The organism is Streptomyces sp. XH2 (assembly GCF_049725035.1).
In the GTDB taxonomy this organism is placed as follows: Bacteria; Actinomycetota; Actinomycetes; order Streptomycetales; family Streptomycetaceae; genus Streptomyces; species Streptomyces roseoverticillatus.
This window is the reverse complement of sequence record NZ_JBMMMZ010000005.1, coordinates 370,894-386,013: the sequence shown is the minus strand read 5'-3', so window position 1 is coordinate 386,013 and position 15,120 is coordinate 370,894. Positions and strand designations below refer to the sequence as shown.

Annotated in this window: 13 protein-coding genes and 2 pseudogenes; 10 read left to right on the top strand and 5 right to left on the bottom strand. The window is 69.4% G+C overall.

The features are described from left to right. Positions 1–41 precede the first annotated feature (41 nt). Together ACOTKD_RS12985 and ACOTKD_RS12980 are read left to right on the top strand one after the other, a co-directional pair. Positions 42–1,202 carry an OzmP gene (locus ACOTKD_RS12985; RefSeq protein ID WP_424889131.1) on the top strand — a complete coding sequence of 387 codons (1,161 nt, stop codon included), beginning with the start codon at positions 42–44 and terminating at the stop codon, positions 1,200–1,202. Beyond that, positions 1,199–3,757: a type I polyketide synthase gene (locus ACOTKD_RS12980; RefSeq protein WP_424889049.1), complete on the top strand. Its 2,559-nt coding sequence runs from the start codon at positions 1,199–1,201 to the stop codon at positions 3,755–3,757. The genes ACOTKD_RS12985 and ACOTKD_RS12980 overlap by 4 nt, the downstream gene beginning before the upstream one ends. Positions 3,758–3,940: 183 nt before the next feature. On the opposite strand, the pseudogene ACOTKD_RS12975 reads toward ACOTKD_RS12980, so the two are convergent. After that, positions 3,941–4,569, bottom strand: a pseudogene (locus ACOTKD_RS12975) (phosphotriesterase family protein); the annotation flags it as partial. Between the two features lie 121 nt (positions 4,570–4,690). On the opposite strand from ACOTKD_RS12975, the gene ACOTKD_RS12970 reads away from it, so the two are divergent. The 7 genes from ACOTKD_RS12970 to ACOTKD_RS12940 all read left to right on the top strand — a co-directional run bounded on the left by ACOTKD_RS12970 (position 4,691) and on the right by ACOTKD_RS12940 (position 9,436). After that, positions 4,691–5,308, top strand: coding sequence for a uridine kinase family protein (locus tag ACOTKD_RS12970; protein WP_424889048.1), 618 nt, complete (start codon positions 4,691–4,693; stop codon positions 5,306–5,308). A 127-nt stretch (positions 5,309–5,435) separates the two neighbouring features. Then, positions 5,436–5,756 carry a transposase domain-containing protein gene (locus tag ACOTKD_RS12965; protein WP_424889047.1) on the top strand — a complete coding sequence of 107 codons (321 nt, stop codon included), beginning with the start codon at positions 5,436–5,438 and terminating at the stop codon, positions 5,754–5,756. A 29-nt stretch (positions 5,757–5,785) separates the two neighbouring features. Beyond that, a complete protein-coding gene (locus ACOTKD_RS12960; protein ID WP_424889046.1) occupies positions 5,786–6,190 on the top strand; it encodes a transposase in 405 nt (134 codons plus the stop codon). Positions 6,191–6,491: 301 nt separating this feature from the next. Continuing rightward, the gene (locus ACOTKD_RS12955) at positions 6,492–7,061 is read left to right on the top strand and encodes a papain-like cysteine protease family protein (protein WP_424889045.1); all 570 of its coding nucleotides are present in this window, start codon (positions 6,492–6,494) and stop codon (positions 7,059–7,061) included. A gap of 331 nt (positions 7,062–7,392) precedes the next feature. Beyond that, positions 7,393–7,932, top strand: coding sequence for a hypothetical protein (locus ACOTKD_RS12950; RefSeq protein WP_424889044.1), 540 nt, complete (start codon positions 7,393–7,395; stop codon positions 7,930–7,932). A 603-nt stretch (positions 7,933–8,535) separates the two neighbouring features. Continuing rightward, entirely contained in the window at positions 8,536–8,823 is a 288-nt protein-coding gene (locus ACOTKD_RS12945) for a hypothetical protein (protein ID WP_424889043.1), read from the top strand. Next, positions 8,807–9,436 (top strand): DUF5655 domain-containing protein, encoded by a 630-nt coding sequence (locus ACOTKD_RS12940; RefSeq protein WP_424889042.1) that lies wholly within the window; start codon positions 8,807–8,809, stop codon positions 9,434–9,436. The genes ACOTKD_RS12945 and ACOTKD_RS12940 overlap by 17 nt, the downstream gene beginning before the upstream one ends. A 218-nt stretch (positions 9,437–9,654) precedes the next feature. On the opposite strand, the gene ACOTKD_RS12935 is transcribed toward ACOTKD_RS12940, so the two are convergent. The 3 genes from ACOTKD_RS12935 to ACOTKD_RS12925 form a co-directional block, all read right to left on the bottom strand. Continuing rightward, on the bottom strand, positions 9,655–10,860 hold the full coding sequence (locus tag ACOTKD_RS12935) for a winged helix DNA-binding domain-containing protein (RefSeq protein WP_424889041.1): 1,206 nt from the start codon (positions 10,858–10,860) through the stop codon (positions 9,655–9,657). Between the two features lie 20 nt (positions 10,861–10,880). Then, the gene (locus tag ACOTKD_RS12930; protein WP_424889040.1) at positions 10,881–11,276 is read right to left on the bottom strand and encodes a VOC family protein; all 396 of its coding nucleotides are present in this window, start codon (positions 11,274–11,276) and stop codon (positions 10,881–10,883) included. 78 nt (positions 11,277–11,354) lie between these two features. Then, complete coding sequence (locus ACOTKD_RS12925) at positions 11,355–12,065, bottom strand: NADPH-dependent F420 reductase (protein ID WP_424889039.1); 711 nt, start codon at positions 12,063–12,065, stop codon at positions 11,355–11,357. Positions 12,066–12,166: 101 nt separating this feature from the next. On the opposite strand from ACOTKD_RS12925, the pseudogene ACOTKD_RS12920 reads away from it, so the two are divergent. Beyond that, positions 12,167–12,367 (top strand): annotated as a pseudogene (locus ACOTKD_RS12920) (helix-turn-helix transcriptional regulator); the annotation flags it as partial. Between the two features lie 1,564 nt (positions 12,368–13,931). On the opposite strand, the gene ACOTKD_RS12915 reads toward ACOTKD_RS12920, so the two are convergent. Next, on the bottom strand, positions 13,932–14,957 hold the full coding sequence (locus ACOTKD_RS12915; protein WP_424889038.1) for a helix-turn-helix transcriptional regulator: 1,026 nt from the start codon (positions 14,955–14,957) through the stop codon (positions 13,932–13,934). Positions 14,958–15,120 lie beyond the last annotated feature (163 nt).

Here is a 15,120-nt window from a genome sequence, read left to right as displayed (position 1 = left end):
CCATCGCAACCGACGAAGCAACAGGGAGGACCACCGTGAGCATGTGCAGCATCTGCGCGCTGAAAGACACTCATCCCGGCGTCACGCTGGGAGCCGACGGGGTTTGCAGCGTATGCAAACTCGACACGGCCGGCGAACTGCTGGCGAACTTTTCGTACACCAAGCGGGTGTTTGAGGAGTTCGCCTGCAGTGGACCCGATCCGCGCAGCGACTACGACTGCCTGTTCCTGTACAGCGGCGGCAAGGACAGCACCTATCTGCTGGACAAGTACGTCAACGAGCACGGCAAGCGGGTGCTGTCCTATACCTTCGACGTGCCGTTCGAGAGCACGTACGCCGCGGAGAACATCAAGCTGGCTCGCGAACGGATCCCGGCGACCTTCGTCGTCGACTCGGACGACGACACCCTCAAGGCGGTGATGCGTGAGGTATTCAACCGGCCGGTCGATCGGCCCGGAAAGTACCTGGACGAGAAGCTGCCCTGCGTCTCGTGCCGCACCTTTTTCGTGATGAGGGCGATCCTGCACGCCTTCCGGCTGCGCATCCGGTACATCGTGCTGGGCGCCGACCCGCAGCAGATCCTCACCATGACATCCGATGTACGAGAGATCGTGCGGGGATTCTGGCAGGCCTTCGGACAGCAGCTGGCCGACGGCCCCATGGGCAGTGAGTTGGAGGACATCCTCTTTGCACCGGAGGACGACCTGCCCAGGATCGTCTTCCCGTTCATCGCGGACCGGTACAGCTACGACCCACAGCGGATCGTCGCCGAGCTGAAGGAGAAGGGCCTGTACGCCTCCTCGCCCCTGGAGACGCACTGCACCCTGTTCCCCCTGTTGAACTACTACTCGTACGCCAACTGGGACTGCATGTTCTACAAACTCAACGCTGCCAGTTACCGCCGCTCGGTGCGACGCAACGCTGGCCATGGGCGCACCACATTCTCCCTTGCCTTCCCCCGCGCCGCCGAGCTTCCAGACCTCGAGGAGCGATTGAAGGGCCTGGTGTTGGACATCGCCGCCGGGCATGGCGATGCGGATGAGCAAGAGCGCGAGCTTGTCGATGTCTTCACTCGGCTGGACGCGGGCGAGGAGGCGGCCCGATTCGTGGCCCGGCAGTTCCTCGACATGCGTCGGACCGCGGCCGAGCTGGGCATCGAACTGCCAGCCGCAGGGGTGGCGGGGGCGGAGGTGGGACAGTGACGGACCTCGACATCGCGATCATCGGTCTGGCCTGCCGCTTCCCGGGGGCCGGGGACGTGGAGGCGTTCTGGTGCAACCTGCGGGAAGGCCGGGAGAGCGTCACTTTCTTCACCGACGAGCAACTGCGCGCTGCCGGCGCCGACCTAGCTGAGGCGGCCGACCCACAGTATGTGCGGGCCGGTCAGGTCCTCGACGGCGTGGAGCTGTTTGATGCCGGTCACTTTGGCATTCCGCAGGACGAGGCCGAGCTCCTCGACCCGCAGCACCGCCACTTCCTGGAGTGCGCGCTGGCCGCTCTGGAGAACGCCGGCTACGACCCGTACCGCTACCCGGGCGAGATCGGGATGTTCGGCGGTGCGGGGATGAACACCTACTTGCTAGCCAACCTCGCCCACCGGTACCGCATAGGTTCGGCGCTCACGCGCTACCGGCTGATGCTGGCTAACGACAAGGACTTCCTCACGACCCGGGTCTCCTACAAGCTGGATCTGCGTGGGCCGAGTATCAGCGTCAACACCGCCTGCTCCACCTCCCTGGTCGCCGTGCACCAGGCCTGCCTGAGCCTGCTCGCCGGCGAGTGCTCGCTCGCTCTGGCCGGGGCAGTGCACATACGGCTGCCGCAGGACGAAGGCTACCTGCACCAAGAGGGGATGATCTTCTCCCCGGACGGCCACTGCCGCACCTTCGACGCCGCCGCCCGCGGAACGATCATCGGTAGCGGGGTCGGCGTCGTAGTCCTCAAGGCACTGGAGGCAGCACTGGCCGACGGCGACACGATCCACGCGGTAATCAAGGGCACCGCGGTCAACAACGATGGCGCCGCCAAGGTCGGCTTCACAGCCCCGAGCGTCGAGCGCCAGGCCGCGGTGATCCGCGAGGCGCAGCGGGTGGCCGGCTGCGGGCCGCAGACGATCGGCTACGTCGAGGCGCACGGCACCGGAACGCCGTTGGGCGACCCAATCGAGGTGGCCGCGCTCAACCTGGCGTTCGGGCCGATTGGTGCCGGGCGTATAGTGCTGGGCTCAGTGAAGACCAACGTGGGACATCTGGATGTGGCCGCCGGGATGGCGGGGTTGATCAAGACGGTGCTGATGCTGCGGCATCACACCCTGGTGCCCAGTCTTCACTTCTGCACGCCCAATCCGGATATCGATTTCGCGGCGGGCCCGTTTCGGGTCGGCACCGAGCTGACCGAGTGGCCGGCCGGTGACGGGCCCCGGCGCGCGGGGGTCAGCTCGTTCGGGGTCGGGGGCACCAACGCCCATGCGGTACTGGAGGAGCCACCCACCCCCGCTGAGCACCCCAAACCCCGTGACGCCGAACTACTGCTCGTCTCGGCACGCAGCAGCCAAGCGCTGGAGCGAACCACCGGTGAGCTGGCCCGCTCGCTGCGCCGGCGGCCGGAGCTAGCCCTGTCCTCGGCGGCATACACCCTGGCCGCCGGGCGGCGGGCACACGCTCATCGACGGGCAGTGGTCTGCACCGACACCCGGGAGGCAGCGCTTGCACTGGCGGCGCAGGACCCGGACCGACTGCACACCGGGCAAGTCACGGAGCACCCGTCCGGGTTCGCCGTCCTACTGCCACACGTGTCCGGTCTGTTGGGTGTGGCGCGGCTGTACGAGGAACCAGGGGGGTTTCGCGACGTGATGGACGAGTGCTGCGACATTCTCGGTGTGCGGCCCGCCGCGCTGCTGGCCGATGGTGCCACGGACGCGGTGGGGGCTTTGGTTGTGCCGTACGCGCTGGCCCGGGTGTGCCAGGAGTGGGGGGTTGTGCCGGCCGCGTACGTGGGATGGGGTAGAGGCTGCCTGGTGGCCGGTTGCCTGGCTGGAGTGTTCGGCCTGGCCGACGCACTCGATCTGGCCGCCGGGCAAGACAGTGCCCTGGGATGCGTGGCGCCTCGGGTGCCGGTCAGTCTGGGATCAACTTGGCTGACGCCGCGTCAGGCAACAGATCCGGCAACCTGGCTCCGCGCGCAGACGTTGACCCATGACAGGCGGACGATACCCGTCCTAGTGGAGGAGGCAGGGCTGGTCGCGGTCGAGCTCGGCCTCTCCGAAGGGCGGTCGGCCACCCAGGTGCTGCTGGAAGCGGTGGGCTTGGCCTGGACATGCGGCGCCGAAGTCGACTGGACCCACTGGTACGAGCCCGCCCGGCGACGCCGGGTGCCGCTACCCACTTACCCCTACGAGCGCCGACGCCACTGGGCGCAGGCACCCGGCCCCCGCCCGATTGAAGACCCGCCTGCCGTGAGCGCGGCATCGACAGACCTAATACGCCAGCAGGTCGAGCAGGCAAGCGAAGACGAACGCGCCCGGCTGCTCCAAGAATTCTTGCGCCGACACATCACTTCGCTCCTCGAGCCGAACAGTGACCGGCTGCTCGACGTGGACGAAAACCTCTACCTTCTCGGCGCCGACTCGTTGATCCTCATCGACGCGATCGCCACCCTCGCCACCGTGCTCGGCCGTTGCCTGCCCACGGCGATCGGGGACCCGCCCACCATCCGCAAGCTCGCCGGCCAGGCGGCCGCATTCTGGCAGCAGCCATGAGCCCCTGCCCCAGCCCGGTGTCCACACATTCGGAGATCCGATCGCCGAGACCCAATGATCGTCGGTCTCGCCCCGTCTCTGTTCTGGTGAGGAAGCCCTTTGTCTGGCCTCGCAGATCGTGCGGGTGAGCAACCCGGCGGTACGACGGCGATGTGGTGAGAGGCTGGCTGCACGGGCTGTGGTGCCTGCCGCGGCCAGTTCCCGGTGGACGGTGGGGTCGTGGAGGAGGTCCTGGTGGCCGATGCTCACGCGGTGGGCGGGCAGTCCGGCACTGGTGAGCAGTTCCAGCTGGGCCGGGCCGCCCTGGCCGAGGTGCGCGTGGGTGGCGACGGACAGGCCGGTGGTGGCCGCCGCGCGGGCGGCGGCGGTCAGCACGCGTCGTTCGGCCTGGCTGGGCCGGGCCTGGTGGCTGCCGACCTCGCCGATGACGCCGGGGCGGATACCGGTATGGGCGATGCCGTGCTCGATAGTAGGTCGGTGTCGGCGGCGGCGACTTCGGGAGGGTGGAAGAACTGGTGGTACCAGCCCGTGGCGGCGACCACCGCCACCCCCGACGCCCGGGAGATGCGCGTCAGCGCGTGCGGGTCCCGGCCCATGCCCGGGCAGGTCAGCTCGATCACCAGGGCCAGGCCGTACTCCTTGCGAAGGCGTGCCAGCTCGGCGGCGACCGGGGCCGCGCGTGTGCCCGGCAGCAGCACGGCATCGCGGTCGTTCTCCCGTCTGAGGTCCAGGACCAGGTGTTCGTGGGCCAGCACCGGCCCCCGGACGCACGAGGCCGGGAGCGGACCAAGAACGGTCTGCACAGGGCGCATGACCGAATCGATTCCCTCCCACCGGCCTTGTGTGCCACCGGCGTGAAGGACACGCCCACTGGTCGGTCCCGACCACCCAAAACGCTCGCCGGCCACGGCCGGGGTGGGTAGATCTCCCACTATGGCAGTGAAGCCCCAGCAGATCCACCGCATCGTGGCCGCCATCACCGCCCGCGCGGTGCACGACACAGCCCTGGTGGCGCTCGACGGCCGGGCGGGGGCCGGGAAGACAACGCTGGCCACCATCCTGGCCGAACACCTGGGCGGTCCACAAAGGGCCACCGTCATCCACGGTGACGACTACCTGCTGCCCAGGTCGCTTCCCGAACGCCTGGCCATGGACACTGTGGCAGGCTACGCCGGCTACTTCGACTGGCCGCGCCTGCGCGACCACGTGCTCATGCCGCTGTCCGGCCGACCGCCGGCCGACCGCGCATCCCGTCCAGCCACGGTGGGCACCGTCCCGCGCGGCAAGATTGTCATTGTCGAAGGCGTCCAGACCGCTCGTCCGGAACTGGCCGCCTACTACGACCTGCGCTTCTTCGTCGACACCTCCGCCGACCTGTGCCTGCGCCGCCTGCACGACCGTGGCCGCACCCCCGAATGGGAAGCCTGGATCACGCGCTGGCGCGCGGTCGAGGAGTACTACCTCACCACCACCCACCTGCACACCCGCGTTGATCTCACCGTTCACGACGGATACCTGACAGACCCCACACCACCCCTTCGCACCACATGACCACATCGCGGCCATGGAAGCGACTGCACCCACGGCTGTTCACCCAAAGCGGACCAGCGACTTCATGCACATCAACACTGTGGTCATGGCTGGCGATGGGGCCTTGCAGCAATACCGGTGACTTTGTGTGGTGTGGGTCGTTGGGTGTGGTGCGCCGAGGCCTGGTCAGGTGAAGTCGTCGTCGGGTGAGTGTCCGTCGGACCGGATTGCTCTGGGGGTGCTGACGCGGGTGTTCCCGCCGGAGCTGGTGGATGAGGTGGTTGCCAAGTGCGGGCGCGTGGAACAGCGGTCGCGTCTGTTACCGGCTCGTGTGGTCGTGTATTTCGTGCTGGCGATGTGCCTGTTCTCCGGGCAGGGGTATGAGGAGGTCGCCCGGCTGCTGACGCAGGGCTTGGAGCGGGTGGGCACTGACCCTGGAGCTTGGACACCGGAGAGACTTGGATCCTGATGGTCCAGGAGAACGGAGTCCCTGTGGGGATGAAGCACTACCCCGCCGAGTTCAAGGCGGACGCGGTCGAGCTGTACCGGTCCCGTCCGGGAGCGACGATCAAGTCCGTCGCCAGCGACCTCGGAGTGAACACCGAGACATTGCGGAACTGGATCCGGGCCGCCGACGGACGCCGCTCCGGTGCCCACTCCGCTCGAGTGCAAGAGGCCCAGCAAGCAGTCCAAGACATCGGCCCGGAGGACCATACGCACGTCAGGAGGACCGTGGGGGCGCGCGTGGCGTCGGCCGAGCGCACGCGGGGGCCCTACCTGAAGGACCACCGACGCACGGGGCAACTCGCCGACCCCACCCCGCGTCCCGTAACGGATAACGCCACCGGCGCAGCCGACGCGGCCGGAAAGCGGTGCGGAATGCGGCGCGGAATCATTATCTGAATGTTTCACTCACCTGAGTGAAGCTCGCGTCCGGTCCCTGGCCAAGGTTGACGCCCCGCGCTTCCCTGATACTGACTTCCGGATATGGAGGCTCCCGTTCGGCGAGGAACGTGCCGAATCCGGGGAACACCGTTGCCGCACCGACGGCGACGCGATCGCAAGGCGCGCGCGCACTTCCTTTTCGCATTCGCCCTTTTCGCATTCACCTTCTTCGCCTTCTTCCCCTTACCGCGCCCCCATGGGTCCGCTCCCAAAACCCGCGCACCACACCCCTCCATTCCCTTCACGAGAGGGCAGGACAATGAGCAGAAAAAGGATCGCAACCACCGCGACCGCTCTGGCACTCGCCGCGGCGGGGTGGACGGCAGCCGCCGTCGGCACGGCTCACGCCGGTGCCTACGACGACATCAGCATGCAGAAGCAGGAACAGAGCCAGTGGTGCTGGGATGCCTCGGGCAACACCGTCGCCAGCTGGTGGGGCTACAACTACAGCCAGACCGGCTTCTGCAACCTGGCCAACCGGGCCACGGGCGTCAGCTGCAACAACCAGCCCGCGACCCCCAACGACGTCGCCGGTGCCTGGCGCCTCATGGGCTTCGCCCACACCGGCACTCTCCAGTACAGCGCGGCCTCGTTCAGCCAGACCCGCACCGAGGTCGACGGCTTGCGTCCCTTCCTGGCGCGCATCGGCTGGAAGTCCGGCGGTGGCCACTTCAACGTCATCTACGGCTACGACGAGACCAACAACACCATCGCCGTCGCCGATCCCTGGCCCGCCACCCAGACCTACACCTGGTGGAACTACAACGACTACGTGAGCAACAGCTCGTTCAACTGGACCCACACCCAAATCGGCGTCTCGGCCACGTGAGGCAGACATCATGTCCATCACCAGAACGTCATCGGCGCCGAATTCACATCGGCGTACCCAGCGTCGCCCGCTCGGTCTCGCGCTCACCGCGACGGCGCTGCTGTCCGCCCTGACCGCGCTTCCGGCCCACGCCGCCGCGCGGCCCCCCGACATCCCGGATCTCCAGAACGCGGTGGACACACTCAAATCGACCGGCGTCCACAATGCCGTCTGCCGCTTCCTGAGCGTCCCCGTTCCTCAGAGCGGCCAGCGGACGCCGCATCCCATTCCCTCCACGGCCGATCCGTGTCAAGGCCAGCCGTCCTTCACCGTGGGGCAGACCCCGTTGGCCGTGTTCGAGATCACCTCGGACTTCGTGTCCGGCAAGGCCCTGCCCACGGCCGCCACGGCCCTCCAGCTCTCCTACGTGGCCGCCCCGGTCAACGTCGGCGAGGCGCGCAGCGCCACGGTCCTGCTCGGCGCCACCCAGGGCGGCGGCTGGCACCTGGCCGCCGTACGCGAGAGCGACAGCGACGCCGGCTACGCGGGCAAGGGCACGGCTACCAGCCCGGTGTTCTCCGAGCCGCAGCTCCACGCTTGGTACCAGCTGGCACTCGACCAGGTCACACCGCTCAACGACGCGGCCAAGAGCGGTCTCGACGGCAAGTCGTCGGTGTCCCTCGCCGATTACCAGAACCTGGTGAAGGGCCGGTACGCCGACAAGATGGCGGGCTCCGACTACGCCACCAAGGGCTTCTCCAGCGGCTACCAGCCCGCGGCCCGCCCGTCGTCCTCGTCCCCGACCCCGGCGATCCTCGGCGGCTCCAGCGCCGCGGTCGCGCTCGCCGGGGCTCTTCTCGCCCTCCGCCGCCGCAGGCGAGGGGCATCCTGAAACCGGTCCGGGCCGTCGCCGCCCCGCCTGGGCGGCGGCGGCCCGGAGCGTCCCCGCGCTCCTCCCGACCGGACCCGGCGGACGGAGCATGGGCTGCGGTCTCCCGCCGGGACGCTCAGTCCCGCCACGTCCGGTGACGGCGATCCCACTCCTCCGCGCTCACGGAGTTCAGGTTGCAGTCCCGCCACGCGCCCCTTGATGAACTGGTGCCTGCGCGCCACACGGTCGGTCGTGAACCCCAGCCTCGCGAGGGATCTCTCGATCATGGAGTGTGCGGCGGGAAGGTATCCGTGCCGAGAAGGGCGAGCAAGCAGGTGGGGTGATATTGAGCCGCGTCGCATGCCCGGGCATTCGGCGGAGCAGGCCACCCCGACCCACCGGGCACGTCCTCCAGGAGGCGCGCTCTACCCGCCGAGCTACGGGGGCTGACCTGCGTAAACGCTGAGCTTTCCCGGCGGCCGTTGCAAGCATGTTGCACACGCCGGGGATGCCCTGTCCGGGTGTGCAGCGGACCGTCCCGGAAAACCCTGCGACATATGCATCCCCTGGGAACGAACCTTACTTCGGCTGCTGTTGCGGCAGGTGGGAGCAAGGGGGAGCAGGGTGGCGGGCCTGAAGCTGTTCAGCATCGGCGAGCAGAGCGTGGAGGAGATCACCGCGGGCAGCGCGGACTGTGAGCGTGATCTGCAGGATCTCGTCGAGGCGCACATGGAGGAACTGCTGGGGGTGCGGTTCCTGGCGACCGAGTACGACACCGGGGCGCGGCATCGCGGGCGGATCGATTCGCTCGGCTTGGACGAGAACGGCGCGCCGGTGATCGTGGAGTACAAGCGGGCGCGGGACGCGAACGTGATCAGTCAGGGGTTTGTTCTACTTGTCCTGGCTGCTTGATCACCGTGGTGAGTTCCAGCTCCTGGTCCGCGAGCGCCTTGGGAAGGAGGCGGCGTCCCAGGTGCTGTGGTCCGCTCCGCGCGTGATCTGCATAGCGGAGAACTTCACCCGCTACGACCTTCATGCCGTCCACGAGATGGGACGCACCATCGACCTGGTCGCCTACCGGTACTTCGGCGGCGGCCTCCTTGCCCTGGAGACCGTCGCATCCGTCCAGGAACACCGCTCCGCCCGCCGCACCGTCGCCAAACGGCCGGCCCAGCGCACTGCATTCCCAGACGCCGGGAAGCGAGAGGAGCCGCTGGCGGAGCTGCGGGAAGCGCTGTACGAGAAGCTGCTCGCGCTGGGGGAGGACACCCAACGGGTGGAGCGCCAGACCTACGACGCCTACCGGCGTCTGCGGAACTTCGCCTGCGTGGTGAACACCCGCCGGGGCGCGGTCGTGGTGTACCTCAAGGCCGGCCCGGACGAGTTCGACCTCGTCGACGGCTTCAGCCGCGATGTCCGCGGTATCGGCCACCACGGCACCGGCGATCTGGAGGTCCGCCTGCGCTCCAGGGAGGACCTGGAGCGCGCCGATGCGATGATCCGGTGCAGCTACGAGATGGCGTAGAAGCGTGGATGACAGCGTGGGGGCGCCCGCTGCACGGCAGCTTGGCTGTAGAGGTGGCGGGCTCGGTGGATCTCCTCCTGCTCCTGTGCCTCCACAACATGGGGGGAGGGGCATTTATCCAATGAGGAACCCAGCGCCAGGACTTGAGTGCGACTCCGGGCGTTGCTCGGTGGGCCCTGCGAGGTGTTCTGCGGGCGAGGGCTGTGGAGGGGTGCCGTCTAGTGGGTGGCGAGGTGGCGTTCGAGGGGGGTGCGGTAGCAGGGGGTGACGCGGGTGCCGTCGAGGAAGGCGGTCAGCCGCTGGATTTCGGTCTCGATGGCGGTGCGGGCCTGGTGGCCGGGGTCGGTGAGGAGATGGTGGTTGATGTGGCCGTCCGTGCGCTGGGCCCAGGCGCCGATGATGCGGCCGTTCCACCAGATGGTGGGGCCGATGTTGCCGTTGCGGTCGAAGAGGGCCTTGACGTGTTCGGGGTCGAGGTACCAGCCGCGGTGGCGCCAGCCCATCGCGGTGGGGTCCAGACCCGGCAGAAGAGCGGCCGCGGATTCGAGAGCTGAGCCGTTGCGGAGGTCTTCGAGATCTTCGAGGTCTTCGAGGTCTTCGGGCAGGAGGTAGCCGGTGCCTTCGTCGAGTGCGACGCTCCGGGCGCTGGTGGCGGCCAGGGCTTTGCGGGTGTCGGTGAGGGTCCAGCCGGTCCACCACTTCAGGTCGTCGACCGTGACGGGGCCGAACGTCTTCAGGTAATGGCGGGCCAGTGAGGTCTTCGCCTCGGCCACGGGTATCCGCGCTAGGGGCCGGGCGGGCGCCCACCGGAACTGGGCGGAGGTCCACGTGCCGGCCGGACGGGCCCGCCGGATGCGGCCTTCGGCGGCGAGGACCCCCAGGACGCAGGCGCTGGCCCGCTGCCGGGACTCGTACGGCTTGCCGGGGGAGGTGACGATCTGCTCGCGCAGCTCGGGCACGTCGACGGCGAGCTGGGCGGCGGTGGCCTCACCGCGCGCCGCCAGGGCCGTGAGGGTGGCGTGTTCGGCGGCGGTGTAGCGGTGTTCGTCCCAGCCGAGGTTGTCGCGGACCTTCGCCATGGCGTCGGTGCGGTGGCCTGCGGTGTCGCGGACGGTCGCCGACCGTATGGCGGGGGCCATGTGTGCGGGGAGGACGAACATGGTGCGGCGCATGCACCGGATGCGCTCCAGCGCCGGTATCCCGGCGCGGGTGTCGTAGAGGGGGCGTTCGATGGCGGTGGCGGTCGGGGCGTGCATGCGGGCGGCCGCGGTGAGGAAGACGGTGGCGGGGTCGGTGGCGTGCAGGCCGACCAGAGCCTCCGTCACCGCCTCGGCCGTCCTCTCGCGTACGGCGGGGGCGAGGAGGTGACGGTGTACGAGGCGGGCGCGGCGCTGGCCGGCGGTGATGCGGGGCAGGGCGTTCATGCGGGGTCCGGGGGCTGCTTTCAGTGGGCTGCGTGGATGCAGAAGGGCTGGCCGGAGGGGTCGAGGAGCACGGTCCAGTAGCTGCCGCCGGGCTGGTGGCCGGGCTTGGTCGCGCCCATCTGCAGCAGGTGTTTCTCCGCCGCCTGCACGTCGTCGAAGGCGAGGTCCATGTGGAAGGGCAGGTCCTCCTCGGGCCAGCGGGGGGCGGTGAAGGCGGGGGAGGTGTAGAAGAGGTGCATCGTGGTGCCGATGTGGAAGGCGAAAGCGGTCTCCTCGCCGTTCTCGCCGGAGAAGGTCTGGGTGACGGCGGTGCCCAGGGCGGTGGCGTAGAAGTCGGCGAGCTTCCTGCCGTCGGGGGCCCACATCGCCTGGCACATGATCGTGCCCGACAGGGGTGTGCTGGGGTGGCTGGCCATGGGGGACGTTCCTTTCGTACGGGGCAGCGGGTCAGTGGTTTGAGCCGATGCGGCTGACGGCGCGGCGCGTCAGCGGGGTCAGCGGACGACCTTGATGCCGAAGCGGGTGCCGAAGCCGAGGGCCAGGCCGATGGCGAGGTGCATGTGCGCGTACATCTCCATGCCGCGGGCGGCGACCAGCGGGCCGAGATCGAGGACGTCATCCCAGCCGTAGGTCTTCAGCAGATCGGTGACCTGCTGCTTGGCGGCGTCGTCGTCGCCCGCGATGAACATGGTGTGCTCGCCGCCGATGGACTTGGGGTCGGTGACGGTCTCTTGTTCCTGGGTGACGAAGGCCTTGACGACCTTCGTGTGCGGCAGGGCACGCTGGATCTGCTCGCCGAGGCTGTCGCTGTCGCAAGGGTCCAGGATCGGGTTGACGCCCCACGGGGTGGGCCAGGGCCGCTCGATGTCCGGGTTGTAGATGTAGGGGACGGCGTAGTCGGCGAGGGTCTTGCCGGCCAGCGGGTCGGCGATGGCGGACAGTGCGGCCACCGCGTTGTGGCCGTCGATGCCGTTGATGACCAGACCGTCGGAAGCCGCCGCAGCCTCGCCGAAGGTGTGCAGCTGGATGCCGGGATGCTGGGCGAGGAAGTCCTTGAACGGCGGCGTGCCCATGGGGTCGGGTCCGGTGCGGGCGAGGGTGACCTTGGGGTCGCGGGTGCCGACGTGGACCTCGTGACCGAGCCCGGCGAGCCGCGCGATGTGGGCGCGGGCTCCGCCGCCGGTACCGAGAACAGTGATTTTCATGAAGATCCTCCCGTTAAGATCCCATTGCTCCTGCGGGCGATTTCCACAGTAGGAGGACTTCAGGACAGCCTGTGTCCTTTGACGCGGGCGGAGTGGAACCCATGACGACTGACACGACCGCCCGCGTACTGCGGCTGCTGTCCCTGCTGCAGACCCGCCGGGAATGGTCCGGCGCCGACCTCGCCGACCGCCTGGGCGTCACCGTGCGCACCATCCGCCGCGACATCGACCGCCTCCGGGCCCTCGGCAACCTGATCGACAGCGCCCGTGGGCACACCGGCGGCTACCGCCTCGCGGCCGGCACCGGCCACATCACCGACCCGGTGCCCACCGGCAGGCGGTCCCACCGCGCGAGATTCCCGGAGCCGACCCGGCCGCGTTCGTCGCGAACCGCCTGTCGGCCGCTCCGACCCGCTGCCGCGCCATCGCCACCGTCCACGCCCCTGCCGGCCACCTCCGCGCCCGCATCCTGCACCCGGGCACCCGCATCCAGCCCCTCGACGACGCCACCTGCCTCCTCGACGCCTCCGACGACCATCTCCCCCGCATCGCCCAGACCCTCGCTGGCCTCGAGGCCGACTACACCCTCGACGCCGACCCCGCCGTCCTCGACCCACCTCCGCACACCGCACCCTGCGCGCCCTGCACACCGCGAACTGGCCTGCCCAGCCCGCCGGCAGTACGCACTCCGGGAAGAGGAGGTCGTGATGCCGTACGGACGGTGGGGTTCCGCCGGGCGTGCCCCTGGGCGGGCACCCATAGACTTGCACCTGCGCACCGTCTCCTGCCCAAGAGCGCAAAGGGCGTCGTCGTCCTTCCCCACCTAGCCGGCGTGTCGAACCCACCCTGGGCCGGCTGATGAAATCCCGCCGCAACGCCCGCGGCTAGGAATGTCTGCCCTAACACGCTGAAGCGCACCTGACCTGGTCACTGATCACCATCATGCCCCGCCGGCTCGCCCGGAGAAGCCGGCCCCGCGCGGGCACCTGGGACAGCGTGCGTCACTCTGACGGGTGACGCACGCCGGGCTCACAACCAGGTGATCACGGCCAGCCCCGTTACCCCCGTCCCCGCCATCACCACTGGTAAGAGGCGTCGCTGACGGGCCCTCCGCCGTCCCCGCCCGAGCCTCCCTTGCCGTGGACGACGGCAGAGCCGAGGAACCTCAACCGTCGTCGCTCCCCCTGCCCCGCCCCCTCCCCCTGAGGAGGGCCCTTCCCAGGGCTGCCTCTCTTCAGGGACGGCCTCGTACCGGCCTCAGCGTTCAGTCGGGTCTGGGGCATTGAGCCTATGGGGGTGCGGTGTTCAAGCGTTTCGGGCTGCTGGCCGCAGCGTGTGTCCTGCTGGTCGTGGCTCCAGCCGGGTCGGCGTCTGCGGATCCCGGAGGGCGGCGGTGGCCTGGAATCGGTAGGACTCGGTGCCTGTCTGGATCAGCGTGCAGTGGAAGGTGATCCGGTCGGCGATGGCCGCGCAGAGGCGGCGCGGCTGCCGCTGCCGTGGCGACCGCTGTGGCCCGGGTGCCGGGCGACGACGTCGCGCCTGTGTGCTCGCGCCGGGCCGTCGCGGCCACACCGTGCTTCGGACCGACGAACAGAGGCACCTGCGTGGACCTGGGCGCCCGCCCGTCGCCGCCTGCGTCCCGACCGCGCACTGAGCCGGCCCGCACGGCTCTCACCTCCTGGCCCCACCCATGCGCCGAGACCGTCCCCCTGGTGACTGACCTGGGTGATGCTGGAGTGCTGGACGAAGAGACCTTGGACGACGAGATCCTGGACGAGTGGCTGAGGTAGGCCATGGAAGTCACCGCGGAGCTTCCGCCCACGTGAACCGGTACGTCCGCGCAGCGGCGTCGCGACAGCACGTGTGTCACCGGCCCGCGGCGCCGTTGCTGTCCGCCCCCGTCCCGTTCTGGCGGGTGAGGGCGCGTGCGGCGCGCAGCAGGCGTTGTCCGAGTTGTTCGAGGTGGGGGGCGAGTTCGGGGGTGCCGTGGATGGTGTCCTCGGGGCCTAGGTCGATGCCGAGGAGTTGTTCGGCGATGTGCTGGGGGTTGTCGGCGGCGAGGTCGAGGGTGCTGGTGGTCTCGTCTAGGGGGTGTACGCGGTCGTGGAGGGCGTAGGTGCGGGCGCGGACGGTGGCGGCGTCGGCGGGGACGGTGGCGTGGAGGGTGTAGCGGGTGGGGGCTGCGGCCAGGCGGGCGGCGACGTAGGCGGCTGCGTCGGGGGCGGGTAGTTCGCGTGGGGTGGTGGTGCGGTGGCCGGTGGGGGTGGGGTCGGTGAGGCGGTCGACGCGGAAGAGGCGCCATGTGTCGAGGCCGGTGTCGTAGGCGACGAGGTACCAGACGGGTGCGGCCGCGACCAGGGCGTGCGGTTCGGCGCGGCGCGGTCCGGTCTCGCCGGCGCCGGTGCGGTAGGTGAAGGTGATGGTCTCGTGGTCGCGGCACGCGGCGGCCAGGGTCGCGAGGACGGTGGGGTCCGCCTTGGGCCCGGTGCTCCAGGGCACGGGGAGCGGGGCGGTGGTGGCCTGGATCGCGGCGACCTGGGGACGCAGCCGGGCGGGCAGGACTTGTTCGAGTTTGGCCAGGGCGCGGACGGCGGTTTCCTCGATGCCGGTGACGCCGCTGGTGGCGGTGCGCAGGGCGACGGCGATGGCGACGGCTTCCTCGTCGTCCAGGAGGAGCGGGGGCATGCCGGTGCCGGCGGCCAGGCGGTAGCCGCCGGCGGTGCCGGTAGTGCCCTCGACCGGGTAGCCGAGGTCGCGGAGGCGGTCGATGTCGCGGCGGATGGTGCGCAGGGTGACGCCGAGGCGCGTGGCGAGCTCGGCGCCGGACCAGGTGCGGCGCATCTGGAGCAGGGAGAGCAGGCGCAGCATCCGGGCAGGCAGGTCCTGGGACATGTTTTCCACATTGCCAGGCATTGGTGACGCGAGATGTCCTCAAGGGTGCCTAGTGTCGGATTTGTGAGCGGCCACCCACCGCTCCGGGGGACCCCTCCAAGGGGCCGCTCTCCCCTTCGGAGGGGTTACGGGTACCGGGGCGTTGCCCGGTACCCGTAACACT